At 61.3% G+C, this 22816-nt stretch carries 29 protein-coding genes; 11 read left to right on the top strand and 18 right to left on the bottom strand.

Annotated elements, in window-relative coordinates; translation table 11 throughout:
- Positions 1–6: 6 nt before the first annotated feature.
- From AB4Z19_RS22795 to AB4Z19_RS22785, 3 genes are read left to right on the top strand one after another with little or no spacing between them, the layout of a single operon-like run.
- Positions 7–750: an MgtC/SapB family protein gene (locus AB4Z19_RS22795; RefSeq protein ID WP_442023280.1), complete on the top strand. Its 744-nt coding sequence runs from the start codon at positions 7–9 to the stop codon at positions 748–750.
- 9 nt (positions 751–759) lie between these two features.
- Positions 760–1344 (top strand): DUF924 family protein, encoded by a 585-nt coding sequence (locus AB4Z19_RS22790; RefSeq protein WP_442023282.1) that lies wholly within the window; start codon positions 760–762, stop codon positions 1342–1344.
- Complete coding sequence (locus tag AB4Z19_RS22785) at positions 1344–2168, top strand: Rossmann-like and DUF2520 domain-containing protein (RefSeq protein ID WP_442023284.1); 825 nt, start codon at positions 1344–1346, stop codon at positions 2166–2168. The genes AB4Z19_RS22790 and AB4Z19_RS22785 overlap by 1 nt, the downstream gene beginning before the upstream one ends.
- On the opposite strand, the gene AB4Z19_RS22780 is transcribed toward AB4Z19_RS22785, so the two are convergent.
- The 3 genes from AB4Z19_RS22780 to AB4Z19_RS22770 are packed head-to-tail and all read right to left on the bottom strand — an operon-like array spanning position 2165 to position 3752.
- The gene (locus AB4Z19_RS22780; RefSeq protein ID WP_442036086.1) at positions 2165–2482 is read right to left on the bottom strand and encodes a TlpA family protein disulfide reductase; all 318 of its coding nucleotides are present in this window, start codon (positions 2480–2482) and stop codon (positions 2165–2167) included. The genes AB4Z19_RS22785 and AB4Z19_RS22780 overlap by 4 nt on opposite strands.
- Positions 2483–2501: 19 nt before the next feature.
- Positions 2502–3038, bottom strand: coding sequence for a carboxymuconolactone decarboxylase family protein (locus tag AB4Z19_RS22775; RefSeq protein ID WP_442036084.1), 537 nt, complete (start codon positions 3036–3038; stop codon positions 2502–2504).
- Positions 3039–3098: 60 nt separating this feature from the next.
- Positions 3099–3752 carry a MarR family winged helix-turn-helix transcriptional regulator gene (locus tag AB4Z19_RS22770; RefSeq protein ID WP_442024699.1) on the bottom strand — a complete coding sequence of 218 codons (654 nt, stop codon included), beginning with the start codon at positions 3750–3752 and terminating at the stop codon, positions 3099–3101.
- Between the two features lie 159 nt (positions 3753–3911).
- Between AB4Z19_RS22770 and AB4Z19_RS22765 the strand changes: the two genes are divergently transcribed.
- Positions 3912–4274, top strand: a complete 363-nt coding sequence (locus AB4Z19_RS22765; RefSeq protein ID WP_442024697.1) for a hypothetical protein — start codon at positions 3912–3914, stop codon at positions 4272–4274.
- 4 nt (positions 4275–4278) lie between these two features.
- On the opposite strand, the gene AB4Z19_RS22760 is transcribed toward AB4Z19_RS22765, so the two are convergent.
- Positions 4279–4860, bottom strand: coding sequence for a molybdopterin-dependent oxidoreductase (locus tag AB4Z19_RS22760; protein ID WP_442024695.1), 582 nt, complete (start codon positions 4858–4860; stop codon positions 4279–4281).
- Positions 4861–4877: 17 nt separating this feature from the next.
- On the opposite strand from AB4Z19_RS22760, the gene AB4Z19_RS22755 reads away from it, so the two are divergent.
- Both AB4Z19_RS22755 and AB4Z19_RS22750 read left to right on the top strand, forming a co-directional pair.
- Positions 4878–5477: an alpha-ketoglutarate-dependent dioxygenase AlkB family protein gene (locus AB4Z19_RS22755; protein WP_442024693.1), complete on the top strand. Its 600-nt coding sequence runs from the start codon at positions 4878–4880 to the stop codon at positions 5475–5477.
- A 182-nt stretch (positions 5478–5659) separates the two neighbouring features.
- Positions 5660–6265, top strand: coding sequence for an outer membrane beta-barrel protein (locus AB4Z19_RS22750; RefSeq protein ID WP_442024691.1), 606 nt, complete (start codon positions 5660–5662; stop codon positions 6263–6265).
- A 98-nt stretch (positions 6266–6363) separates the two neighbouring features.
- Here AB4Z19_RS22750 and AB4Z19_RS22745 read toward each other — a convergent pair whose 3' ends face one another.
- A complete protein-coding gene (locus tag AB4Z19_RS22745) occupies positions 6364–6825 on the bottom strand; it encodes a DUF6265 family protein (protein ID WP_442024689.1) in 462 nt (153 codons plus the stop codon).
- 100 nt (positions 6826–6925) lie between these two features.
- Between AB4Z19_RS22745 and AB4Z19_RS22740 the strand changes: the two genes are divergently transcribed.
- Both AB4Z19_RS22740 and AB4Z19_RS22735 read left to right on the top strand, forming a co-directional pair.
- On the top strand, positions 6926–7510 hold the full coding sequence (locus AB4Z19_RS22740; protein ID WP_442024687.1) for a YdeI/OmpD-associated family protein: 585 nt from the start codon (positions 6926–6928) through the stop codon (positions 7508–7510).
- 15 nt (positions 7511–7525) lie between these two features.
- Positions 7526–7723 (top strand): hypothetical protein, encoded by a 198-nt coding sequence (locus AB4Z19_RS22735; RefSeq protein ID WP_442024685.1) that lies wholly within the window; start codon positions 7526–7528, stop codon positions 7721–7723.
- Positions 7724–7761: 38 nt separating this feature from the next.
- Here AB4Z19_RS22735 and ettA read toward each other — a convergent pair whose 3' ends face one another.
- From ettA to AB4Z19_RS22720, 3 genes are all read right to left on the bottom strand, one after another.
- On the bottom strand, positions 7762–9429 hold the full coding sequence (gene ettA / locus AB4Z19_RS22730) for an energy-dependent translational throttle protein EttA (RefSeq protein ID WP_442024683.1): 1668 nt from the start codon (positions 9427–9429) through the stop codon (positions 7762–7764).
- A 65-nt stretch (positions 9430–9494) separates the two neighbouring features.
- A complete protein-coding gene (rarD, locus tag AB4Z19_RS22725) occupies positions 9495–10373 on the bottom strand; it encodes an EamA family transporter RarD (RefSeq protein ID WP_442024681.1) in 879 nt (292 codons plus the stop codon).
- Positions 10370–10810, bottom strand: coding sequence for a GNAT family N-acetyltransferase (locus tag AB4Z19_RS22720; RefSeq protein WP_442024679.1), 441 nt, complete (start codon positions 10808–10810; stop codon positions 10370–10372). Before AB4Z19_RS22720 ends, rarD begins: the two co-directional genes overlap by 4 nt.
- 124 nt (positions 10811–10934) lie before the next feature.
- Here AB4Z19_RS22720 and AB4Z19_RS22715 point away from each other — a divergent pair, with 124 nt between their 5' ends.
- Together AB4Z19_RS22715 and AB4Z19_RS22710 are read left to right on the top strand one after the other, a co-directional pair.
- Positions 10935–12818 carry a potassium transporter Kup gene (locus AB4Z19_RS22715; RefSeq protein ID WP_442024677.1) on the top strand — a complete coding sequence of 628 codons (1884 nt, stop codon included), beginning with the start codon at positions 10935–10937 and terminating at the stop codon, positions 12816–12818.
- A 100-nt stretch (positions 12819–12918) separates the two neighbouring features.
- The gene (locus tag AB4Z19_RS22710) at positions 12919–13368 is read left to right on the top strand and encodes an FKBP-type peptidyl-prolyl cis-trans isomerase (RefSeq protein ID WP_442024675.1); all 450 of its coding nucleotides are present in this window, start codon (positions 12919–12921) and stop codon (positions 13366–13368) included.
- A 47-nt stretch (positions 13369–13415) separates the two neighbouring features.
- Here AB4Z19_RS22710 and AB4Z19_RS22705 read toward each other — a convergent pair whose 3' ends face one another.
- From AB4Z19_RS22705 to AB4Z19_RS22660, 10 genes are all read right to left on the bottom strand, one after another.
- Positions 13416–13868: a GNAT family N-acetyltransferase gene (locus AB4Z19_RS22705; protein WP_442024673.1), complete on the bottom strand. Its 453-nt coding sequence runs from the start codon at positions 13866–13868 to the stop codon at positions 13416–13418.
- Between the two features lie 41 nt (positions 13869–13909).
- Positions 13910–14200 carry a DUF4148 domain-containing protein gene (locus AB4Z19_RS22700; protein WP_442036082.1) on the bottom strand — a complete coding sequence of 97 codons (291 nt, stop codon included), beginning with the start codon at positions 14198–14200 and terminating at the stop codon, positions 13910–13912.
- A 55-nt stretch (positions 14201–14255) separates the two neighbouring features.
- Entirely contained in the window at positions 14256–14681 is a 426-nt protein-coding gene (locus AB4Z19_RS22695; RefSeq protein WP_442028009.1) for an organic hydroperoxide resistance protein, read from the bottom strand.
- Positions 14682–14816: 135 nt separating this feature from the next.
- Complete coding sequence (locus tag AB4Z19_RS22690; RefSeq protein WP_442028008.1) at positions 14817–15860, bottom strand: histone deacetylase family protein; 1044 nt, start codon at positions 15858–15860, stop codon at positions 14817–14819.
- Positions 15854–17446 (bottom strand): glutamate--cysteine ligase, encoded by a 1593-nt coding sequence (gshA, locus tag AB4Z19_RS22685; protein WP_442028007.1) that lies wholly within the window; start codon positions 17444–17446, stop codon positions 15854–15856. The genes AB4Z19_RS22690 and gshA overlap by 7 nt, the downstream gene beginning before the upstream one ends.
- A 125-nt stretch (positions 17447–17571) precedes the next feature.
- Positions 17572–18402: a peptide chain release factor N(5)-glutamine methyltransferase gene (gene prmC, locus AB4Z19_RS22680; RefSeq protein ID WP_442036080.1), complete on the bottom strand. Its 831-nt coding sequence runs from the start codon at positions 18400–18402 to the stop codon at positions 17572–17574.
- Entirely contained in the window at positions 18399–18866 is a 468-nt protein-coding gene (locus AB4Z19_RS22675) for a disulfide bond formation protein B (RefSeq protein ID WP_442028011.1), read from the bottom strand. The genes prmC and AB4Z19_RS22675 overlap by 4 nt, the downstream gene beginning before the upstream one ends.
- 46 nt (positions 18867–18912) lie before the next feature.
- Entirely contained in the window at positions 18913–19989 is a 1077-nt protein-coding gene (gene prfA, locus AB4Z19_RS22670; protein WP_442036078.1) for a peptide chain release factor 1, read from the bottom strand.
- Between the two features lie 83 nt (positions 19990–20072).
- A complete protein-coding gene (gene hemA / locus AB4Z19_RS22665; protein ID WP_442029134.1) occupies positions 20073–21347 on the bottom strand; it encodes a glutamyl-tRNA reductase in 1275 nt (424 codons plus the stop codon).
- 55 nt (positions 21348–21402) lie between these two features.
- Positions 21403–22092, bottom strand: a complete 690-nt coding sequence (locus tag AB4Z19_RS22660; protein ID WP_442036076.1) for a response regulator transcription factor — start codon at positions 22090–22092, stop codon at positions 21403–21405.
- A gap of 197 nt (positions 22093–22289) precedes the next feature.
- Between AB4Z19_RS22660 and AB4Z19_RS22655 the strand changes: the two genes are divergently transcribed.
- A complete protein-coding gene (locus AB4Z19_RS22655; RefSeq protein WP_442026137.1) occupies positions 22290–22778 on the top strand; it encodes a hypothetical protein in 489 nt (162 codons plus the stop codon).
- Positions 22779–22816 lie beyond the last annotated feature (38 nt).

Below are 22816 nucleotides of genomic sequence, written 5' to 3'. Positions count from 1 at the left end.
ATCGCCATGCCAACGATTGAATTCTTGAGTGCTTACTGGTCGTCCAGCGAATTGGCGACCAACGGGCTGATCCTGTTGAACCTCCTGGGTGCGCTCGCGCTTGGCCTGCTGGTTGGCTACGAGCGTTCATATCATGGCCGCGCGGCCGGCATGCGCACCTACGGGCTGGTTTGCATGGCCTCGGCCACGCTGACCGTGATCTGCGGCTATCCGACGCAATGGTTTGGCGGCCATATGACGGAACTGGTGGGTACGGACCCGACCCGGGTGATCCAGGGCATCGTGACCGGTATCGGCTTCCTTGGCGCGGGCGTGATCATGCGCGAAGGCTTCAATATCAGTGGCCTGACGACGGCGGCGTCGATCTGGGCGTCTTCCGTTATCGGCATCATGGTCGGTGTCGGCTTCTATCTCGGCGCCATGGGCCTGGCCGCATTGAGCGCGGCGGCGATGATTTTCCTGACCCGGCTCGAAGCCTGGCTGCCGTCGCGCCATGCGATTGCCATTTCCATGCGCTTCAAGGTGGGCTACGAGCCGCAGGAACAGGCGCTGCATGAGATGGCGCTGGCGCGCGGTTACCAGATTGCCGGCGGCTCGCTGACCATCAGCATGGTGGACGGCAAGCAGGATTGGAAATTCGTGGCGCTGGCGTTGAGCAAGCGCAGCGGCGCGCCGCTGTCCAAGCTGGCGGCCGAGATGCTGCACTTCGAAGGTATCGACGGCTTCAGCGTCACGCACGCCCGCAACTAGGAGATTCGCTTGCTTATCAATGCTCAGGATGTACTGGATTTCTGGTTCCTGCCGATTGGCGTGAAGGGCCACAATATGCAGCGCGCGGAGTGGTTCCGCAAGGATGACGCCTTCGATCAGCTGATCTTCAGCCAGTTCGGCGGCGTGGTCGAAGATGCCCTGTCCGGCGGCCTGCGCCAATGGGACGACGAGGGTACGCAAGGCACGCTGGCCCGGATCATTGTGCTGGATCAGTTCACCCGCAATATCTATCGCGGCACCGCCAAGGCTTTCGCTGGCGACGCGCTGGCGCTCGAAGCGGCCAGGGCGCTTGACGATTCGGGCGCCAACCAGACCTTGCCCGCCGTGCAGCGCGCGTTTTCGTTCATGCCGTTCGAGCATGCGGAGAATCTGTCGGTGCAGATCCGCTGCGTCGATTTATTCACCATGCTGGCTGCCGATGCGCCGGCTTTTGCGAACAATCTCGATTACGCCAGGCGTCACCTGGAAGTGATTCGCCGCTTCGGCCGCTTCCCGCACCGGAACGCCATCCTTGGCCGCGAGTCGACGCCGGAGGAAGTCGAGTTTCTTAAGCAGCCAGGTTCGAGATTCTGATGCGCAGCCTGACCGTGATTGGCGGCGGACATGTCGGCCGTGTGCTGGGCCGCCTGCTGCATACGCGCGCCGGCTTCAAGGTAAACCATGTCGTCGGCCGTTCCGCGGATTCCGCACGCGACGCAGCAGCCTTTATCGGCGCCGGCCACGCGCTCAATCACTACGGCGCGCTGACGCCTGCCGACGTCTACATGCTGACCGTACCGGATGACCAGATTGCACGCGCCTGCACCATGCTGGCCGCCGCCGTGCCTTTGCGCGGCGCGGTTGTATTCCATTGCAGCGGTGCGCTGGCCTCGGACAAGCTGCAGCCTGCACGCGCCGCCGGCGCGCATGTCGCCAGCGTGCATCCGATCCGCAGCTTTGCTGATGTGGAGGCGGTCGCTGCGGCCTTCGACGGCACGTTCTGCGGTGTGGAAGGCGATGCGCAGGCACTGACGGTGCTGCAGCCCGCGCTGGCGGCCATCGGCGCGCGCGTCGTGCCGATCGATGCGTCGGCCAAAACGGTGTATCACGCCGCGGCAGTCTTCGCCAGCAATTACCTCGTGACGGTGCTGGACGCCGCCTTGCGTGCCTATCAGGCCGCAGGAATTCCGGAAGACGTGGCGCGCGAGCTGGCGCGTCCGCTGGCCATGGAGTCGATGGCGAATGTGTTCCGTCTCGGCGCTGCGCCGGCCCTGAGCGGGCCGATAGCGCGCGGGGATATGGCGACGGTGAAGCGTCAGCAGGACGCAGTCGCGGCCTGGGATGCCGCGACTGGCCAGCTCTACGAAGCGCTGGTGCCACCTACAGTCGCCCTGGCAGCGCGCAAGCAAAAGCCTTAATGCGCTGGCCCTGCCTCGGCCATCAGCTGCCCGATCAGGCGGCCCACCAGCATATCGTCCAGCGCGCCAAAATGATTCAGGCGCAGTTCCCCGTCGCGGCCGAACAGCAGCAGGCTCGGTGTGCCTTTCAGCGCATAGTGCCGCATGGTGCGCGGCAGCGGATGGCCCGGCACCGGCTCGTCCACCGCGACCGGAATTGGTAGGCGGTTCTCGTGAATGAAGACTTCCAGCGCACGCGGTGTCATCACGTCGTGATGCTCGAATACTTGCGGCGCAAGGCGGCAAGGTCCACGGGAGCAGGCGTGTTGAGTCACGCCGAGGCATGCAATGTGATCATTTCACGCGCAGCTGCACGGTGGGGAAATCGACCGGCACCTGGAAGGCTACGTTCACATAATTGGTGAACAGGTTGAGCGCCACGTGCGCCAGAATTTCCACGATCTCTTCGTCGCCAAAGCCGGCGCGGCGCAGATCCTGCACTTGCTCATCGCTGATCTTGGCGCGGTTATTGACGACGGCCAGGGCGAAGCGCAGCGCGGCTTCGGTTTTCGGATCGTCCGAGACCCCGGCCTGGGCCGCGCTCATTTCCTGCGCAGTGGCGCCAGCCTTGCGTCCCAGTGCCGTGTGCGCAGCCAGGCAGTATTCGCAATCGTTGCGGTCGGCGATGGCCACGGCGATCTGCTCGCCCAGCTTGGCGCCGATCACGCCTTTGCCCAAGGCGCCAAAGCTGCCCCACATGCTTTTCAGGGCGGCCGGCGAGTTGGCGACCGCCTTGAACATATTCGGCGTAGCGCCGAAAGCGGATTGAATCTGGCCCAGCAGTTCAGCGCGTTCGCCGGCAGCAGCGGTAACAAGAGATACACGGGACATGGTATTTCCTTTCATTTAAAGTAGGAGTCCTAATTAATAGGGCTCAAAAAAAGGCCGCCCTCATCCGAAGGCTTGCCAATTCTTTTGCAGCGCCGCCGGATCGGCCGCTTCATGCTCCGGGCAATCCAGACGCAACAGTTTCACCGGCAGCGGTTTCCCGACCAGGCCGCAGTGATGCGGCGCGTCTGGATTCTGATGCCGGTTGGGCTGGAAATGCTTGCACGTCAGGCAAGCACGCAGTTCGGGGAAGCGCTCGCTTTGCTGCAATTGACCAATGAGCTGAAGCAGGCCGGACAGCAGCAGCTGCTGCGTTGCGGCGGGCAGGGCAGCGACAGCCTCGTCGGCAAAGCCGGTGGCGCCGGCGATGCGCTGGGCGACCTCGATGCCGGACTGCGTCAGGAGCAGGCTGGTGGCGCGTCCGTCATCGGCCGCGCGCGCCTTGCGGACCAGGCCCTTGCTCACCAGCGCCGCCACGGAATCGCTGGCGCTGGCCGCCGAGATTGACAGCTGGCGTGCCACCCACGACAGGCGTACGCCCTCAGGACGCGCCGCCAGCAGCTGCAGGATTTCCGCCTGCGTCGGGTTCAGATTTTCCGTGGTCGCAAACTCCCACATGCCCGACCGCAGCACGGTGCCGATGCGCGAAATGGCCGAAACGATGCGGACGGAGATGTCCGGCGTATCGCTCCAGGGGGAATTGCTAGGCTTGTCCATGGCGGCAAGTATAGTGAAATGCCCATTCTTGTCAAGGACTCCTAACTATATTATCTGTTGTGCCACAGCAAAAATATGGCCCGGAAGATCGACAAAGCTCCTGTAAGGCAATAAGCTAGACTATCTGGAGTTGTCACAAAAAGTAATCAGGGGAATGCTATGTTATTTTTAAAGTCCACGTCCGTCACCAAGGCACCTGGCATCTATGAAGTTGATATCGCCGCCAAGCCGCCTGGCAAGACCTTCGGCGTATACATAGCGACTGACCCGGACAATCCGCCGACCGCTGTGCTGCAAGCGCTGGCCGCCGGCGGTTTCCTGCAAACCCACAGCTCGGGTTACACCCATAAAGATCGCGGCAAGGTGCTGGACCTGCACTTCCACAAAGATGGCACCGACCTCTTCAAGGGCTGGAAGCCGGAAGAAGCCGAAACCAATATGGCGATCATCAACAAGATCTTCTCTGATGTCGGTATCGCCATCACCCCGCGCGTGATGTCGCTGGCGGAAGCCTACGCCTGATCATTCAGGCAGTCTGTACATCAATGTGATAGAGGGCCCACGGGCAGGAGCCGAAACGCTCCGCCAGGGGCCGCTTTGCCATTTCCGGAATGCGCCCGGGCTCGTAGACGGCCCATAGCGGACCCAGTCCACCCAGTGCCATCGCCGCGCCATCGATATGCGTAGCGACGATGAAGCGCTGGGCTTGCGCTTGCGCCACCGTGATGGCGACGGCGTAGCCATCCACTGCCCGCAGGGTCAGTCTGGTGCTGCCATCCAGCGGCGCGCCCGCCGCCTTCAGCACGTCGGCCAGCAACGGACCGGACAGCGTGTGCTGCTTCTGGTCGTATTCCAGCACGGGCTTGATCGTTATCGCGGGCAGCGCGCTGAGCGCGGCGAAATCGAAAGCGAAAGCCTTATCGAAACTCAGCTTCTGCTTGTGCATCATCTGGTCGATGACAGGATCGAAGGCCGGGCGGTTCGGCTTGGCGATGGCGCCGGTGACCGTGAGCAGGGCTGGTCCGCGTGCGGACTTCGGTGCCGCGTTGGCCAGGGGGGGAAGGGCGCCGGCCGCGGCCAGCGCAGAGAGGAAGTGTCGTTTATCCATTCCCGTATCATATCGGAATGGATCTCTTTGCTGCACAGCCCGAACTGCTACCCATCCCCGTCGAGGATGGCGAACTGTCCTTCATGACCCAGCTGCCGCTGGGCCTGTCGAACGCCAATATCCTGCGGCGCCTGCAGGAAGAAACCGCCTGGAAAGCGGAAACGATCTTCCTCTTCGGTCGTGAAGTGCCCCAGCCGCGCCTGAGCGCCTGGTATGGCGAAGCCAGCTATACCTATTCGGGACGCACCTTCCACCCGCTGCCGTTCACGCCGCTGCAACTGGAAATCAAACGCGTGGTGGAAGAGGTGACGGGCAAGCGCTTCAATAGCGTTCTGCTGAACTACTACCGGGACGGCAATGACAGCATGGGCTTCCACAGCGACGACGAAGCCGAGCTGGGGCGCGAACCTGCAATTGCCTCCGTCACTTTCGGCGACACCCGTACCTTCATTTTGAAGCACAAGCGTCTGCCCAGGACCTTGAAAATCGACCTGACCGACGGCAGCCTGCTGTTGATGGCGGGCAAACTTCAGCATAGTTGGCGACATGGCATCAATAAAGAGCGCCAACCGCGCGGACCGCGCATCAATCTCACCTTCCGGCTCATTTGCAGCTAAGTTCCGTTATTTTGAGTCGAACTGCGCTAATTCAAGGTCCCTTACATCTTAATACAAATCTTACCGGATTTGCGGCCACTTAAGTTTTAGCAAGTGCTATCGTGCATCTCAATCGCAATTCCAAGAGATGAACTGCGATCCCAAGCAAGACAATTTAACAACTTTGCTGAAAGATCACGACAATGAAAAAGATTGCACTCGCCCTTATCACTACTGCAGGCGCCCTTGGCGCACTGTCCTCCGCCCACGCTGAAGACTGGAATACCAGCAACCTGAAGCCTTATATCGGCGCCAGCGTCGTCGGCTCCCAGCATAAATACAACCTGGGTAACGACACCAGCGGCGGCGACAACAAGAGCACCGAATACGGCGGCAAGATTTACGGCGGCGTCCAGCTCGACAAGACCTGGGGTGTGGAACTGGGTTATACCGACTTCGGGAAGTCCAGCTATGGCTACGCGGTGAACGGCGTGAACGGCAATATCGATTCCCACGCCAAGTCCTGGTACCTGGCTGGCAAAGCCACCTGGCCAGTCAACGAGCAGTTCAATGTGTTCGGCAAGCTGGGTGTCGCCCGCAACAAGAATGACGTGAACGCCACCGGCCTGGCCACCATCTACAACTCCGGCGATAGCAACAAAACCGGTCTGTACGCCAGCGTTGGCGGCGAATATGTGATTAACCAGAAGGTATCTGCCGTGCTCGAATACGAACACTACGGCAAGAACGACATCGACCAGGGCCGCCGCAACGGCGCAGTCAGCCTGGGCGCCAAGTTCAACTTCTAAAGTCGTTGCGGGCGCTTGAGCCCGCCCCCGCTAGAGGCCGGGCGCGACAGCGGCATCCCCTCCGATGTGCCAATGTCCTTGTGCCCGCCTCACCCTTACTACTGGCAGGCCGCCCGCTTGAGCGGGAAATCGATGCCTTTCAGTTTCCCCTTCGACATGCCCTCAATCCGCGCGCCGATATTGTCGCCAGCGCGCTTGTAGATGATGCGCTGAGGGAAGTCATGCTGCAGGTTCTCGAAGATCACTTCCCCTTCCTCCAGCTTTAACACCGGGAAGGCCGCCTCAGCCTGATTGTGCGGCTTGGCCACGTAAGCCAGCTTGCCCGGCTCCACTTCGCGGATCGACAGGAATTCCCACTCAATCGTTTTGCCGCCCTTGACCGTGCGGCCGACGCCCATCATGGTCCCGCCCGCTGGCGCCATCCACTGTTCACCCGAACCGTTCTCGCCGCCCACCGCCGACCAGCATCCCGCCAGCCAGCCCAGGCTATCGATCGGCGCCGCGCAAGCCACCGCTCCAGCACTCGCCAACAGCAATCCGCAGAAGAATTGTTTGCGCATGGTCGCCTCCGATATTGTGGATTGTCAATATTACACCCCGCTCGCCAACCAGGGCGGAAAGGGTTAATATTTTTCAAATTTTTCCACGAGGTGTAATTCGATGAGTGAGAACCCCGCAGTGAATGCCTTTCTGGGCAAGGCCACGAGCTGGAAAGAAGAGATGACCAGGCTGCGCGAGATCGTGCTCAGCTGCGAACTGAAGGAAGAGATGAAGTGGGGCCAGCCATGCTATACGCTGGATGGCGACAATATTGTGCTGATCCACGGTTTCAAGGAATACTGCGCGCTGCTGTTCTTCAAGGGCGCCTTGATGAAGGACCCCAACGGCATCCTGATTCAGCAAACGGAAAACGTGCAATCGGCGCGGCAGATCCGCTTCACCAATCTCAAGGAAATTACCAAGTCGGCCAAGATCGTAAAGGCCTATATTGAGGAAGCAATCAAGGTCGGGCAGTCGGGCCAGAAAGTGGAATTCAAGGAAACCAGGGAATATCCGGTGCCGGAAGAACTGCAAATCAAATTCGACGAGCTGCCGGGGCTGCGTGATGCCTTCTACGCCCTGACTCCGGGCCGCCAGCGCGGATATCTGCTGCACTTTGCCGCACCGAAGCTGTCCAAAACCCGCGAATCCCGCGTGGAGAAATGCATGGACCAGATCCTCGAAGGCCGCGGATTAAACGACTAACGTAGAAAGAGAAAAATGTACCTGCTTCAAGATATGTCCCCCTTGCTCATCCCCATTATCGCGCTGCTCATCCCCATCGTCGGTGTCATCGCCTGGGCGGTGGTAAAGGTCAACCAGGCACACCTGCTGCACGAAACCGTCCGCATCCTGAGCGCCAACGGCCAGCCGATTCCACCGGAGCTGCTGAGGAAAATCACCGGCAGCAAAGACTAAAAAAAAACCCGCCGTGTGGCGGGTTTTTTGTTGCAGGCTTAGCCGTGCAGCGGCTTGTAGCGGATGCGCTTTGGCTTGGCGCCTTCTTCGCCCAGGCGCTTTTTCTTGTCCGCTTCGTATTCCTGGTAGTTACCCGCGAAGAAGCTGACCTGGGAGTCGCCTTCGAAGGCCAGGATGTGGGTGGCGATACGGTCCAGGAACCAGCGGTCGTGGGAGATCACCATCACGGAGCCTGCAAACTCGAGCAGCGCGTCTTCCAGCGCGCGCAGGGTTTCCACGTCCAGGTCGTTGGACGGTTCGTCCAGCAGCAGGACGTTGCCGCCCATGAGCAGGGTCTTGGCCAGGTGCAGACGGCCGCGCTCACCGCCGGACAGGTTGCCAACGATCTTCTGCTGGTCGGAACCTTTGAAGTTGAAGCGTCCCACGTAAGCGCGCGACGGCATTTCGAAGCGGCCCACGCTCAGGATGTCGGCACCGCCGGACACCGCTTCGAACACAGTCTTGTCGTTGTCCAGCTTGTCACGGCTCTGGTCCACCAGCGAGATCTTGGCGGTCTTGCCGATCACCACTTCGCCCGAATCCGGTTGCTCGATCCCGGCAATCATCTTGAACAGGGTCGACTTACCGGCGCCGTTCGGGCCGATGATGCCCACGATCGCGCCCGGCGGGACGATGAAGGACAGGTTGTCGATCAACAGGCGGTCGCCAAACGATTTGGTGACGTTCTTGAACTCGATCACATCGTTACCCAGACGCTCGGCCACAGGGATGAAGATCTCCTGCGTCTCATTGCGCTTCTGGTATTCGTATTCGCTCAGCTCGTTGAAGCGGGCCATACGCGCCTTGGACTTGGCCTGGCGCGCTTTCGGATTCTGGCGGGACCACTCCAGTTCCTTCTGCAGCGCTTTCTGGCGCGCGGACTCGGTGGCTTCTTCCTGCTTCAGGCGGTCCTGCTTCTGGTCCAGCCATGAAGAGTAGTTGCCCTTCCATGGAATGCCATGGCCGCGGTCCAGTTCCAGAATCCATTCGGCAGCGTTGTCCAGGAAGTAGCGGTCGTGGGTAATGCCGACCACGGTGCCCGGGAAGCGCACCAGGAACTGTTCCAGCCATTCGACGGATTCGGCGTCCAGGTGGTTGGTCGGTTCGTCGAGCAGCAGCATGTCCGGCTTGGACAGCAGCAGTTTGCACAGCGCCACGCGGCGCTTTTCACCGCCGGACAGCACGCTGATTTTCTGGTCCCACGGCGGCAGGCGCAGTGCGTCGGCGGCCATTTCCAGCTGCAGGTTCAGGTTGCCGCCATCGGCTGCGGCCAGGATGGATTCCAGGCGTTCCTGCTCCTTGGCCAGGGCGTCGAAGTCGGCATCTTCTTCGGCGTAAGCGGCATACACGGCTTCCAGCTGGGCTTGCGCGCTGAAGGCTTCGCCCAAGCCGGATTCCACTTCCTGGCGCACGGTTTTTTCAGGGTCCAGCTGCGGTTCCTGTGGCAGGTAGCCGATGTTCAGGCCCGGCATCGGGCGTGCTTCGCCCTGGATATCGGTATCGATGCCGGCCATGATCTTCAGCAGAGTCGACTTACCGGAGCCGTTCAGGCCCAGCACGCCGATCTTCGCGCCCGGGAAGAAGGACAGCGAGATATCTTTCAGGATCTGGCGCTTGGGTGGGACGATTTTGCCCACGCGGTTCATGGTATAGACGTAGTTTGCCATCAGGAAATTCTCGATTTTTTACAAAGGTCAACAAGGATACGCCAAACCGGCGTGGCAATCCAGTTTCAGGCCGTGGCGCGGCGGCTGGTCCACAGGCCTTCGCCCATGTACACAATCAGCGCACTCCACACGACGATAAAGCCGGCCATGCGCTCCGGCGAAAACGCCTCATGGAAGACCCACAGGCCAAGCAGCATCTGCATGCTCGGCGACAGATACTGCAGCATGCCGAGTACCGCCATCGAAATGCGGCGCGCGCCGGCGGCAAACAGGATCAGCGGAATGGCGGTAATCGGACCGGCCGCCACCAGCAGCCAGCGCGTGGTATTGCTTGGCGTGTTGAGGAAGGCGTTCTGGCTATGCAGGGTCAGCCAGACCACGTACACCAGCGCCACAGGGAACAGAATCATGGTCTCGAACGACAGGCCTTCCAGCGCGGCCAGCGCTGCCGTCTTGCGCAGCAGGCCGTAGCCGCCGAAAGTAATGCCCAGGATCAGCGCGATCCACGGCAGCTGGCCGGCCTGAATCGTCAGCCACGCTACGCCGGACGCTGCAATGGCGACCGCCAGCCACTGGCCGCGCCGCAGCTTTTCCTTCAGCACGATCTGGCCCAGCAGCACATTCACCAGCGGATTGATGAAATAGCCCAGGCTGGCGTCGATCACGTGGCCGTTGTTCACGGCCCAGATGTACATGAACCAGTTGGCGCTGAGCAGCACGGCGCTGGCGATGAAACTGGCGACCACTTTCGGCTTCCTGACCACGTCCGGCAGCCAGCGCCACTGGCTGCGTGCGGTCAGCACGATAACGAGGAAGAGCAGCGACCACAACATGCGGTGCGCCAGGATTTCGATCGGCGGCACTTCGCCAATCGCGTGGAAATACAGCGGAAACAGGCCCCAGCACAGGAAGGCGCCGGTGGCGTACAGAATGCCTGGATTCATCGTGCCGCCAGCTCCAGGTGCAGGATGGGGAATGGATTGCCCTGGCCGTCCAGTTCCGAGCGGCCGGTCTGAATGAAGCCGAGATGGCGGTAGAAGCCGCAAGCGCCGGGGTTCTGCTCGTTGACGTCCACGCGCGTCGCGCCCAGCGTGTTGATGGCGAAATCGGCCAGCGCGCGGCCCGCGCCGCGGCCATGAAAATCGGGATGCACAAACAGCATTTCGATATTGCCATCGGCCACACCAAGAAAGCCATATGGCGCGCCATCGCCCTCGCGCACGCTGTACAGTGGTGCAAAGGTGGCAAGTATTTCCCGCACCAGCGGGCTCAATTGCTGGATCGCGTTTTCGCTGAGGAAGGTGTGCGTGGCGCGCACGGCAGCTTCCCATACCTCGTGCAGGCGGGGCGCATCCGCGGCATCGGCTTTGCAGATTTGCATGATTTTCTTTCCGTAAAGGAGGAAAATAGCACAATTGCGGAAATCGCACCGGCCATGCCCAACTTGCAATTTGACCTCGGATGGCCTATTGTGCAACGCACCAAACCTTCAGTAAGGTGAAAACTTGACGTCGCAACAACATAAGAAAAGCAGCCTTGCGGCACTAACGCTGGCGGCGGTGGGTATCGTGTACGGGGATATCGGTACCAGCCCACTCTACACTCTCAAAACCATTTTCGATCCTGCCCACGGCCTCGGCCTGAACCACGACAACGTGCTGGGCGTCGTCTCCCTGATCTTCTGGGGCCTGACGATGATCGTTTCCCTCAAATACGTGAGCCTGGTCCTGCGCGCGGACAACCGCGGCGAGGGCGGCATCATGGCGCTGATGGCGCTGGCGCTGAACTCCGTCGCCAAGGTGGCGGACAGCTGGCACTTCCCGCTGCTGCTGCTCGGTACCTTTGGCGCCACCATGTTCTACGGTGATAGCGTGATCACGCCGGCCATTTCTGTGCTGGGTGCGATCGAAGGTCTGGAAGTGGCGGCGCCTGCGCTGGAACAGTACATCGTGCCGCTGACCATCGTCGTGCTGGTTGCGCTGTACGCTGTGCAGCGCCACGGTACCGCCGGCATCGGCCGCTTCTTCGGTCCGGTGATGGTAGTGTGGTTTGGCGCCATCGCTGCCATGGGTGTGGTGAACATCATGGAAACGCCGGCCGTGCTGGCTGCTTTGAATCCGCTGCATGGTCTGCGCTTCCTGGCTGCCAACGGCTTTGTCTCCTTTGTCGCGCTGGGCGCCGTGGTGCTGGCCTTTACCGGCGCCGAAGCGCTGTATGCGGACATGGGCCACTTCGGCAAGAAGCCGATCCGTGCCGCCTGGTTCATGGTCTGCTTCCCTGCGCTGGCGCTGAACTACCTGGGCCAGGGCGCGCTGCTGATCAAGACGCCTGATGCGATCAGCAATCCCTTCTTCAATATGCTGGGTCCGTGGAGCGTGTATCCGCTGGTGGTGCTGTCCACCATGGCGGCGGTGATCGCTTCGCAGGCCACGATTTCCGGCACCTTCTCGATGACCAAGCAGGCCATCGCGCTGGGCATGCTGCCGCGCATGCGCGTGCTGCACACCTCGGAAAGCGAGATCGGCCAGATCTACATTCCGGTGGTGAACTGGCTGCAGCTGATCGTGGTGCTGCTCGCCGTGATCGGCTTCCGTTCTTCGGACGCACTGGCTGGCGCTTATGGCATCGCCGTGACGGCAACCATGCTGGCCACCACCGTGCTGACCTTCTTCGTGATCCGCTACCGCTGGCACTTGCCGCTGGTGCTGTGCTTCCTGGCGACCGGCTTCTTCATCATCATCGACATCTCGCTGTTCTCCGCCAGCACCCTGAAGCTGCTGCATGGCGGCTGGCTGCCGCTGCTGCTGGGTACTGCGTTGTTCACTGTGATGCTGACCTGGCGCACCGGCCGCGAGCTGGTGTTCAAGAATCTGGAAAAGCACGCGATTCCGCTGGAAGCTTTCCTGAACTCGCTGTTCATGGCGCCGCCGGTGCGTGTGCCGGGCACCGCCGTGTTCCTGCGCGGCGAAAGCGATGGCGTGCCGCATGCGCTGCTGCACAATCTGTCGCACAACAAGGTGCTGCATGAGCGCGTGGTGTTCTTCACCGTGCACATCGTGGAAGAGCCGTATGTGGCGGCGGAGGAGCAGGTCAAGATCCAGCCGCTGGGTCACGAGTGCTACCAGTTGAACGTGCACTACGGCTTCAAGGACGAACCGGATATCCCGAAACTGCTGCAGCTATGCGGCGAACAAGGTCTGCCGTTCGAGATGATGGAAACCTCCTTCTTCATCGCCCGCCAGACCGTGATCTCGACGCCGGGCGAAGGCATGGCGCCGTGGCGCGAGCACCTGTTCGTGGCCATGTCGCGCAATGCGCGCGCGGCGGCGGACTATTATCAGATCCCTACCAACCGGGTCATCGAGCTCGGCACGCAGGTGGAAATCTGATACAAAATTGTAATTCTGTGTATGGCTACTGGGAAATGGAGGTAGCAGTCTGCTAAACTGCTGCTCCGGCTTCCGACCAATTCAATTTAGGTAAGACAAGATGAAATCGATGCTTCAACTGTTCGCCTCCCTGGCATGCGCTCTGGCTCTGACTGCTTGCGGCGGCGGTTCCAACGATACGACCACCACCACCCCGACCCAGCCTGCCTTCACCAAGACTGATACGGTAGTCGGCACCGGCATCGAAGCGATTGCAGGCGACCAGCTGACCGTGAACTACACCGGCTGGCTGTACTCCGACACCGCCTCCGACCACAAAGGCACCCAGTTCGAAAGCTCGAAAGACACCGGCACCCCATTCACCTTCACCCTGGGCAAGGGCACCGTGATTGGCGGCTGGGAGCAGGGCATCCCTGGCATGAAGGCCGGCGGCAAGCGCACCCTGATCATCCCATCGGATCTGGCCTACGGCGCCACCGGCTCGGGCACCAAGATCCCGGCCAACCAGGCACTGGTCTTCGATATCGAGCTGATCTCGATCAAGCGCTAACTCAGCGTCACAACAAAAAAGCGGCCTGCGGGCCGTTTTTTTTTATCTCAGCGCATCATGTCGATGTGCATGATGCCGTCTTCATCGTAGGGTTCCGAGATGGTCCGGAACCCGAAACTGCCATAGAACTTTTCCAGGTGCGCCTGGGCGCCGATGCGGATGCGGTGGCCCGGATGCAGCGCTTCGGCGCGGCGGATGCCTTCCGCCACCAGCTCGCGGCCGATGCCGCTGCCGCGTGCGGACTGTGTGGTCAGCACGCGGCCCAGCGACATCTCGGGGAATTTCACGCCCGGCCCGATGCAGCGCAGATAGGCCGCCAGCTCGCGCTTGCCGTCGACGCTATGCCAGCCCAGCAAGTGATAGGCACCCGCGTCCAAGCCGTCGAGGTCGGAATAGAAGCACTGCTGCTCGATCAGGAACACTTCCTGACGCTGGCGCAGCATTTCGTATAAATCGTTTCGGGAAAGACTCTCAAAGTCCAGCCACTGCCATTCGATCATTGGTCGCCTCTTGGTGAATGAGGCGACCATTGTACGGCAGCTCAGCGTGCGTCGCGTGGCTGCTGGGCGGGTTTGGCGGCGGCCATTTCGGCGCGCACTTCGGCACGTCGCGCAGGTGCGATCGGCTGCAGATTGAAGGGGTAGCTTTCGCCGTAGTTGATGTCACCGCGCTTCAGCGCTGCGATGGTTTCGGCACGCACTTCGGCGCGCGTTTTGGTCGATACGAAAGTCTGATCGGCCTGGTAGCCTTCACCGCTGTTCACGGCTTGGTCGGCATAAGCGCCGGTGCTCAGCAAAAGAGCGGCGGCTGTTGCGATAAGACGGGCTTTCATGATCCAAACTCCTGCTGCGAAATCGGCGCGGCCGAAGCCGCGCCTACGATACTGCTTATACGATGTTCAGGGTCACATCGATGTTGCCGCGGGTGGCGTTGGAGTAAGGGCACACTTTGTGCGCTTCTTCCACCAGTTTTTCGGCGACGGAGCGCTCAACACCTGGCAGCGAGATGTCCATTTTCACTTCGATGCCGAAGCCTTGCGGGATCAGGCCGATGCCAACGGTGGCGTTGATCGAGGTGTTTGCAGGCACGGCGATCTTGTCGCGGCCGCCAACAAATTTCAGGGCGCCGATGAAGCAGGCGGAGTAGCCAGCAGCAAACAGCTGCTCGGGATTCGCGCCAGGGGCACCATTACCGCCCAGTTCTTTCGGGGTGGTCAGCTTGTGCTCGAAGGTGCCGTCGTCGGCTTTGGTGGTGCCTTCGCGGCCGCCGGTGGAAGTTGCGCTGGTACGGTACAGAACTTGTTGGAGGGACATGATTCTTCCTTTCGATAAATAATTTGCGATTAAGTAGCGTGCTATCCGATGCTGGGCTTTCGGTTTAAGTGCAGCGCCCATGTGCACAATATACATAGCGCACGATCTAATTGCAAGCTATTTTTCTAAAAATTTTTAGACGGCGGTTTCGAAGCCTTCCAGCACGTTCACCACATTCGTGCCGAGTTCACGAGCCGCACCGCCAGCTTCCAGTATAAAAGCGGTTGGCAGCCCCAGCCAGGCCAGCCGTTCGCCCAGTCGTAAATAATCAGCCGCTTGCAAACCGAAGCCGCCGTGCGGCTCCCCAGCCCAGGTATTGCCGCCAAGCGCGACCACCAGTGCGTCGGGACGGTACATGCTCAAGCGTACGCAGGCCGATTCCAGTGCGGCGAACCAGTCCGCGCTCGTGCTGCCGGGGGCCAGCGTCAGATTGACGTTATAGCCAAGCCCGGCGCCTGTCCCGGTTTCATCCGCATGGCCCGCAAACCAGGGGTAGGCGTGGCGCGGATCGGCGTGAAGCGAAATGCAGAGCACATCGGCACGGTCATAGAAGATGGCTTGCGTGCCATTGCCATGGTGGTAGTCGAGATCCAGCACGGCGACACGCGACAAGCCATCGTCCAACAGGTGCTGTGCCGCCAGCGCGGCGTTGTTCAGGTAGCAGCCGCCACCCATCGCATCCGGTCCCGCATGATGGCCCGGCGGACGAGTCAGGGCGAACGTGCTGCGCTCGCCCACGCGCAGGGCATGCGCCGCATTGATGGCGCAGTCGGCGCCCATCTTGGCCGCGCTCCAGGTGCCGGGGCCGATGGGTGTCAGCGTATCCATGGCGTAGAGGCCGAAACGGGCGCCGAAATCATCGGGCTCGATATCGGCGCGCAGATTGCGGATCACGGACATGGACGGGAAGGCATCGCGTCCCGCATTGGCCGGCGCCAGTGCAAGCCACTCGCTCCAGGCGGTGCGCAGGAAATGCAGATAGCGCGGACTGTGCGCGCGCTCCAGCGACACCGGCGGCACGCTATGCGGCGTAACGATTTGTCCCAGTCCGCGCCGGCCCAGTTCGGCCAGCACGAATTCCGCGCGCTCGGGGTGATCCGGCGCGGGAGCCGGTGCGCCGCCCGTCAGAATGTGGCGGAGACGCTGCTGTGCATGCTGTTCGTTGTAGAAGGTCAGCAAGGGCTGTTAGGACAGAGGTTGCTTGCCCGGTAGGCTTTGACGTAATCATCGAAGCTGCCGGTCTGGGTGCGTTCCATTTCTTCCTGCTCATCCAGCGAGGTCTTGGCCAGCTGCTCGTAATAAGCCTGTTCCTCGGCGCTCGGCGGATTGGCGCGGAAGTACGCTGCGTGCTTCTCGCTCTGCCGCACGGAAAATTCGATAAACGATTTACCGTTCGCGCGCAGCTCGGCCAGCACGCGTGCGGACGGCGTCGCATCCGGGTCATGCAGCTTGACGGCCTGGGCTTCCAGCGCGCGCACATGGTCATTGCCGCCGCGTACGCTGTCCAGCAGTTCGGCGGCTGGGCGGATGCGTTCCAGCATATCCAGGCCCCACTCCGTCAGCGCGACTTCCTCGCCGTCGCGAATCAGCTTCAGGCCCGGACGCCGGCCTTCCTTCACTGTGCGGCCGAAATTGCGCGCCAGGATTTCGCCGTATTCCGGCGTGATCAGCGGGCTGCGTTCCAGTGCGCAGTAGAGCAGGAAGGCATCCAGGAAACGTCCCGTTTCGACATTGATGCCGACCGGCTCGTAAGGGTCCACATCCATGCAGCGTACTTCAATGTATTGCACGCCGCGGTTGCACAGCGCCTGGATCGGACGCTCGCCGGTGCGGATCACGCGTTTCGGACGGATGGTCGAGTAATACTCGTTCTCGATCTGGATCACATTGGTCGACAGCTGCACCCACTCGCCATCGACCTTGGTGCCGATCTTCTGGTACGGCTCGTAAGGCTGGTTCACGGCGCGGGTCAGCGTGGCCACATAAGAATCCAGGCTGTTCTCATGCGGATGCAGGCCGGACTGCGCCTCGTTCTGGTAACCCAGATCGCTCATGCGCAGGCTGGTGGCATAAGGCAGGTAGAGCGTATCGGACGACAGCGTTTCCAGCTTGTGCGGGCGGCCGCGCAGGAAGCTGCTGGCCAGCGCCGGCGAGGAGCCGAACAAGTACATCAGCAGCCAGCTGTAGCGGCGGAAATTGCGGATCGCGGCAAGGTAGGCTTCCGACTGGTAGGCCTTTGCGGAAATGTGCGTCGCTCCTTCGTCCTCGGCCAGGATGCGCCACAGCTGTTCGTCCAGCGAATAGTTGTAGTGGATGCCCGCGATGCACTGCATGGCCTTGCCATAGCGCAGGGCCAGGCCGCGGCGGTACACGTGCTTCAGCATGCCCAGGTTGGACTTGCCGTACCAGGCGATTTCGATGTCCTCTTCCGGCGGCAGCTGGCAAGGCATGGACTGCGACCACAGCAGCTCATCCTGCATCTTGGTATAGGAGAAGCGATGGATGCCATCCAGTTTCTGCAGCGTGGTGGCGATATCGTTCTCGGCCGGCGTAATGAATTCCAGCAGCGTTTCTGCGTAGTCGGTGGTGATGTGCGGGTTGGTCAGGGCCGAACCCAGCAGAACCGGATGAGGCGTGCGGGCCAGATGGCCGCTCTTGTCGACACGCAGGGTTTCTCGCTCGATGCCGCGCAGGCCGCCGCCCAGCACCGCGCGGTGCTTATCGTCGGCCAATAAGGCCAGGCGGCGAGACAATAGATTGGACAATTGGCACTTCCTTTCCGATGCAGCAAACTTTGAATTGGAGCGAATGTAACCGAAATCCGAAAACTGCGTGCAGGAGCCCTCAAAAACCGCCCGGCAAGCCGCATGGCGCCGTAGGAAGCGCTATTTTAACCGGGGACGCGCCCGCCGCTGACGCGCTCGATTCCGGCCAAATCTTGCCAGCTTGCCACCTCAGTGTAACCCGCCGATGACAGCAGCTTGCGCACGGCTTCAGACTGGTCGTAACCGTGTTCCATCAACAGCCAGGTGCCGGCGGCCGCATGCTGCGGCGCCCCTTTGATCAAGGCCTTGAGCGCCGACAGGCCGTCGGCGAAATCGGTCAGCGCACCGGAAGGTTCGAAGCGCAAATCGCCTTCGGACAGATGGCGGTCGCCGTCTGCGATATAAGGAGGATTGGAAACAATGAGGTCGAAGGTCTCGCCTTTGACGGCGGCGAACCAGTCGCTGTGCAGGAAGCGCACCCTGGCGCCATTGCGCTGCGCGTTGCGTTGCGCAACGGCGAGGGCATCGGTGCTGACATCAAGCGCCGTGACTTCCGCATCGGGCCGGCTGTGGGCCACTGCCACGGCGATGGCGCCGCTGCCTGTGCCCAGGTCCAGCACGCGTCCGCGTGGCGGCAGGCGTTCCAGGGCAAGCTCCACCAGAAGTTCGGTGTCGGGGCGGGGAATCAGTACGGCCGGCGTGGTTTCAAACGCCAGACCGTAAAACTCGCGCATGCCGACGATATAGGCCACCGGCTCGCCATCAATGCGCCGCTGCAGCAGCGCTTCGATGCGCGCCGCTTCATCGGCGTTGAGTGCGCGTTCCGCCTGCGTAATCAGCGCCGTGCGCGTGATGTTCAGCGCATGGCAAACGAGGATGCGCTGATCGACCGGATCGAGCAGCGGCTGGCGCTGCAAAGCGCCCAGCGTGGTGCCGGGAGCGACGTGGATGGTCATGCGCGCTTGCGCAGCAGCAGCCAGAGCATGGTGCCGGCGAGGATGACGAACCAGATGGCGGACCATTGAGGGATCGACAGGCCGAGGAAGCCGTCGGTCGCGTTCTCGCACAGGCCGTCGGCGTAGAACAGCCAGGGCAGGGCAGTCGCGGTAGGGATCTTGTTCAGGAAGGTTTCCATCGGATCGATGCCGCAGGACAGGCCCGGATGCGCCAGCACCCACAGATGCTTGCCGACCGCCACCAGACCGCCCAGCGCGGCCAGCAAACCCAGGCCCGCACCGACTTTCGGCTTGCCGAACGCGCCGATCAGGCAAGCGATGCCGATCGTAATGAACAGATAGCGCTGAATCACGCACAGCGGACAAGGCAGCAAGTACAGCACGTGCTGCAGATACATGGCCACGCCAATCAGCCCAAAGCACACGATCGCCGTCGCCAGCATCACCTTCTTCGAATTCATGATGTCCATCCGCTAAATTTAAACCGACTCATTCTCGCACAACTCGCTATCAATCGCCGAGGGCGGCCAGCTGTTCGGCTTGGTGCTCGGTGGTGAGGGTGGTGGTCAGTTCGGTCAGGTCGCCGTCCATGATCATGTCGAGCTTGTACAGCGTGAGGTTGATGCGGTGGTCGGTCATGCGGCCTTGCGGGAAGTTGTAGGTGCGGATGCGCTCGCTGCGGTCGCCGGAACCGATCAGGCTCTTGCGCGTCGCCGCTTCCTTCGATTGCTGCTCGCGCAGCTGCACGTCCTTGATGCGCGCCGCCAGCACCTTCATGGCCGATGCCTTGTTCTTGTGCTGCGAGCGGTCATCCTGGCACTCGACCACGATGCCCGACGGGATATGCGTGATGCGCACCGCCGAATCGGTCTTGTTGATGTGCTGGCCGCCCGCGCCCGATGCGCGGAAGGTATCGATGCGCAAATCGGCCGGATTGATATGCACGTCTTCCACTTCATCCGCTTCCGGCATCACCGCCACGGTGCAGGCGGAAGTGTGGATGCGTCCCTGCGTTTCGGTGGCCGGCACGCGCTGCACGCGGTGTCCGCCCGATTCGAACTTCAGCTTGGAGTAAGCGCCGTTGCCGATAATGCGCGCGATCACTTCGCGGTAGCCGCCCAGATCGCTCTCGGATGCGGAAACAATCTCCACCTGCCAGCGCGAGCGCTCGGCAAAGCGCGTGTACATGCGCAGCAGATCGCCCGCGAACAGCGCCGATTCATCGCCGCCGGTGCCGGCGCGGATTTCGAGGAAGATATTGCGCTCGTCGTTTTCATCCTTTGGCAACAGCATCTTCTGCAGTTCCAGGTCCAGCGTGGCGATGCGCGCCTTGCCGCCTTCGATTTCTTCCTGCGCGAATTCCTTCATGTCCGGATCGGACAGCATGGCCTGCGCTTCGTCGATATCGCTCTGCGCCTGCTGGTAGTCCTTGTACAGCGCCACCAGCGGGCCCAGCTCGCTGTGCTCGCGCGTCATCTTGCGGTAGCTGTCCATATTCGACGTGGCGCCTTCGGACATCAGCAGATGGTCCAGTTCGTCCAGACGGTTTGCCAGTTGGTCCAGCTTGGCCAGCATTGATGGTTTCATCAGAATCCTGTTGTTGAAGATTGCGCCGAGGTAGCGCGGGAAGTGCGGGAGGTGCCGCGTCGCGCGGCAGGAGACCGGCGCCGCTAACGGCGGCCGCGGAACAGCGTTGGCAGCAGTTCTGCCAGTTGGGCGCGTTCGTCGCCCTGTGCGCGGTGCAGCGCTTGCTGCGGGCCGTGCATGAACTTGGCGGTCAGGCCTTTGGACAGCGCTTCCAGCACCGCATCGACCGATTCGCCTTTCGCGAGCAGCTTGCGTGCGCGCTCCAGTTCCAGCAGGCGAATCGCTTCGCCGTTTTCGTGCAGGCCCTGGATGACGGGCACCACGGCGCGGTCGTCGATCCAGTGCATGAAGGATTGCACGCGCGTTTCGATAATCGCTTCAGCCTGCGCCACCGCGGCCTGGCGGTTTTCCAGGCCGGTCTGCACCACCTTGCCGAGGTCATCCACGGTGTACAGGAAAACGTCGTTCAGGCGGCCCACTTCGGCTTCGATATCGCGCGGCACGGCCAGGTCGACCATGAACATCGGCTTGTGGCGGCGTGCCTTGATCGCGCGCTCGACCATGCCGAGGCCAATCAGTGGCAGCGAAGAAGCCGTGCACGAGATGACGATGTCGTATTGGTGCAGCTGGTTCTGCAGATCGGCCAGGCGCGTGGCCTTGCCATTGAAGCGGTGTGCCAGCGATTCGCCGCGCTCCATGGTGCGGTTGGCCACCGTGATCGATTTGGGATTCTGCGCCGCGAAGTGGGTGGCGCACAGCTCGATCATTTCGCCCGCGCCGATGAACAGCACGTTCTGGTCGCTGATCTTGTCGAAGATGCGCTGCGACAGGCGCACGGCGGCAGCCGCCATCGATACGCTGTGTGCGCCAATTTCGGTGGTGCTGCGCACTTCTTTCGCCACCGAGAAGCTGCGCTGGAACAGCTGGTGCAGATAGGTGCCCAGGCCGCCCGCTTCATCGGCGGTACGGATGGCGTCCTTGATCTGGCCCAGGATCTGGGTCTCGCCCAGCACCATCGAATCCAGGCCGGACGCAACGCGGAAGGTGTGGCGCACGGCGTCATGCTGCGGCAGCATGTAGAGATGCGGACGCAGCTCGTTAAAGTTCAGCTGGTGGAACTCGGCCAGGAAATGTGCGCCCGCATCGAGCGGATTGTCGGCATTGCTGGCTGCGTAAAGTTCGGTGCGGTTGCAGGTGGACAGAATGGCCGCTTCATTGCCGCCGCCGCCGTCGATACGCTGGAACCAGTTGCGTGCCGCCGTGACCGCCGTCCCGAGCTGCTCAGGCGCGAACGCCAGCCGTTCGCGCAAGGCGACGGGCGCAGTGGTGTGATTGAGGCCGACGGCGAGAAGTTGCATTTACGGTCACGCGTGGGGGATTAGCCGACATTATACCGTGATGCGCTGCAATCCTTCAGGAACCCAGCTTTTCCAGACGGTATCCGTAGCTGTACACGGGCACCAGCCGGAAGCCGTTTTCCGGCTTCAGTTGCAGCTTGTTGCGGACCCGCGAAACGTGGGTGTCCATGGTCCGCGACGGCACTTCCGATTCGCGAATCCACACCGATTCGTGGATGTAGGCGCGGGACAGCGGGCGGCCGATGTTGCGGAAAAACAGCAGAGCGAGGTAGAACTCCTTGTGCGTCACGTCCAGAACCTGGCCATCCATCAGCAGACGGCCGGGGCGGGTTTCGAACACATATTGTCCAAATTGCAGCTGTTCTGCGCCATTCTGGCTTGGGTAAGCGCGGCGCAGCTGGGCTTGCACACGCGCCACCATCTCGCTGCGGCGCAGGGGCTTGATCATGTAATCGGATGCGCCCACCGCCAGGCCGGCGACGATATCGTCCTCGCCCGAGCTGGTGGTGATGAACATGACGGGGGCATTCTCCGGCAGCTTTTCGCGCGTCTTGCGCACCACGTCGGCGGCATCCATATCGCTGACTTGCCAGTCCAGGATGAGCATGTCGTAGCTGTCTTTGCGAACGTGGGCCAGCAGGTCCTTACCCGTCTGGAAACCATGGCAAACATGGCCCGCAGAGGTCAGTACCTGACAGATCAGATCTGTCTGGCTTTTGTCGGCATCTAAAACTACGATTCTCATTTTTAAGAATGTTAAGAAACAGTCACACAAATATAACAGAGATTTACAAAAAATAGTTGCCGAGACGGCTAAAAATTTCTTGTGGGCACTAACTCTGTGTAGCCGTGCGTACCTGTCTATTCATCACACGGTACACTGCTTAAGCACCCATTACAATGCATTGACTTAATAATTGCTAGTCACCAAAGGGCATAGAAGTGGACAACGACTGGACTTTGCTGCCTTCGTCGCCGGAGGATATCGAGGAAACGCGCCAGCGCTGCCGGCGTCTGGTACGGCGCCGCGCGGCGGTTTCGGCAGGCGTGGCGGCGGTGCCGATTCCCGGCATGGACGTCGCCGCCGATCTACGTCTTTTTACATTGTTGATCGACGATATTAACCGGGAGTTTGGTTTATCTGCTGACCAGCTCGACCGCTTGCAACCCAAATTCCGCCTGATCGCTTACGAAGCCGCCATCAGCATCGGCGGCATGCTGGTGGGGAAGGTGATCACCAAGGATCTGATTTTGGCGCTATTGAAACGCACCGGCGTCAAAGTGCTGGCCAAACAGGCGACCAAAATTGTGCCGCTGGCGGGGCAGGCGGCCTCGGCCGCTATCGGTTTCTTTGCCTTCCGCCAGATCGGCTACCAGCACGTGGATGCTTGCGCCAAGGCGGCGCAGGAGTTGCTGATGGCGCGCGCCTGAAACCCGCGGCGTAAAACGGGTGGCAGGCACGATGTGCC

Origin of the sequence: Pseudoduganella sp. RAF19 (assembly GCF_052114165.1) — a bacterium.
Taxonomy (GTDB): Bacteria; Pseudomonadota; Gammaproteobacteria; order Burkholderiales; family Burkholderiaceae_D; genus Rugamonas.
This window is presented reverse-complemented; position numbering and strand designations above follow the sequence as displayed.

What these genes read in the sequence shown, in the direction of transcription:
- AB4Z19_RS22795 (WP_442023280.1), top strand. Translation starts at nt 7, where the DNA reads ATGCCAACGATTGAATTCTTGAGTGCTTACTGGTCGTCCAGCGAATTG.
- AB4Z19_RS22785 (WP_442023284.1), top strand. Translation starts at nt 1,344, where the DNA reads ATGCGCAGCCTGACCGTGATTGGCGGCGGACATGTCGGCCGTGTGCTG.
- AB4Z19_RS22775 (WP_442036084.1), bottom strand. Translation starts at nt 3,038, where the DNA reads ATGTCCCGTGTATCTCTTGTTACCGCTGCTGCCGGCGAACGCGCTGAA.
- AB4Z19_RS22770 (WP_442024699.1), bottom strand. Translation starts at nt 3,752, where the DNA reads ATGGACAAGCCTAGCAATTCCCCCTGGAGCGATACGCCGGACATCTCC.
- AB4Z19_RS22765 (WP_442024697.1), top strand. Translation starts at nt 3,912, where the DNA reads ATGTTATTTTTAAAGTCCACGTCCGTCACCAAGGCACCTGGCATCTAT.
- AB4Z19_RS22760 (WP_442024695.1), bottom strand. Translation starts at nt 4,860, where the DNA reads ATGGATAAACGACACTTCCTCTCTGCGCTGGCCGCGGCCGGCGCCCTT.
- AB4Z19_RS22755 (WP_442024693.1), top strand. Translation starts at nt 4,878, where the DNA reads ATGGATCTCTTTGCTGCACAGCCCGAACTGCTACCCATCCCCGTCGAG.
- AB4Z19_RS22750 (WP_442024691.1), top strand. Translation starts at nt 5,660, where the DNA reads ATGAAAAAGATTGCACTCGCCCTTATCACTACTGCAGGCGCCCTTGGC.
- AB4Z19_RS22745 (WP_442024689.1), bottom strand. Translation starts at nt 6,825, where the DNA reads ATGCGCAAACAATTCTTCTGCGGATTGCTGTTGGCGAGTGCTGGAGCG.
- AB4Z19_RS22740 (WP_442024687.1), top strand. Translation starts at nt 6,926, where the DNA reads ATGAGTGAGAACCCCGCAGTGAATGCCTTTCTGGGCAAGGCCACGAGC.
- AB4Z19_RS22735 (WP_442024685.1), top strand. Translation starts at nt 7,526, where the DNA reads ATGTACCTGCTTCAAGATATGTCCCCCTTGCTCATCCCCATTATCGCG.
- ettA (WP_442024683.1), bottom strand. Translation starts at nt 9,429, where the DNA reads ATGGCAAACTACGTCTATACCATGAACCGCGTGGGCAAAATCGTCCCA.
- rarD (WP_442024681.1), bottom strand. Translation starts at nt 10,373, where the DNA reads ATGAATCCAGGCATTCTGTACGCCACCGGCGCCTTCCTGTGCTGGGGC.
- AB4Z19_RS22720 (WP_442024679.1), bottom strand. Translation starts at nt 10,810, where the DNA reads ATGCAAATCTGCAAAGCCGATGCCGCGGATGCGCCCCGCCTGCACGAG.
- AB4Z19_RS22710 (WP_442024675.1), top strand. Translation starts at nt 12,919, where the DNA reads ATGAAATCGATGCTTCAACTGTTCGCCTCCCTGGCATGCGCTCTGGCT.
- AB4Z19_RS22705 (WP_442024673.1), bottom strand. Translation starts at nt 13,868, where the DNA reads ATGATCGAATGGCAGTGGCTGGACTTTGAGAGTCTTTCCCGAAACGAT.
- AB4Z19_RS22700 (WP_442036082.1), bottom strand. Translation starts at nt 14,200, where the DNA reads ATGAAAGCCCGTCTTATCGCAACAGCCGCCGCTCTTTTGCTGAGCACC.
- AB4Z19_RS22695 (WP_442028009.1), bottom strand. Translation starts at nt 14,681, where the DNA reads ATGTCCCTCCAACAAGTTCTGTACCGTACCAGCGCAACTTCCACCGGC.
- prmC (WP_442036080.1), bottom strand. Translation starts at nt 18,402, where the DNA reads ATGACCATCCACGTCGCTCCCGGCACCACGCTGGGCGCTTTGCAGCGC.
- prfA (WP_442036078.1), bottom strand. Translation starts at nt 19,989, where the DNA reads ATGAAACCATCAATGCTGGCCAAGCTGGACCAACTGGCAAACCGTCTG.
- hemA (WP_442029134.1), bottom strand. Translation starts at nt 21,347, where the DNA reads ATGCAACTTCTCGCCGTCGGCCTCAATCACACCACTGCGCCCGTCGCC.
- AB4Z19_RS22660 (WP_442036076.1), bottom strand. Translation starts at nt 22,092, where the DNA reads ATGAGAATCGTAGTTTTAGATGCCGACAAAAGCCAGACAGATCTGATC.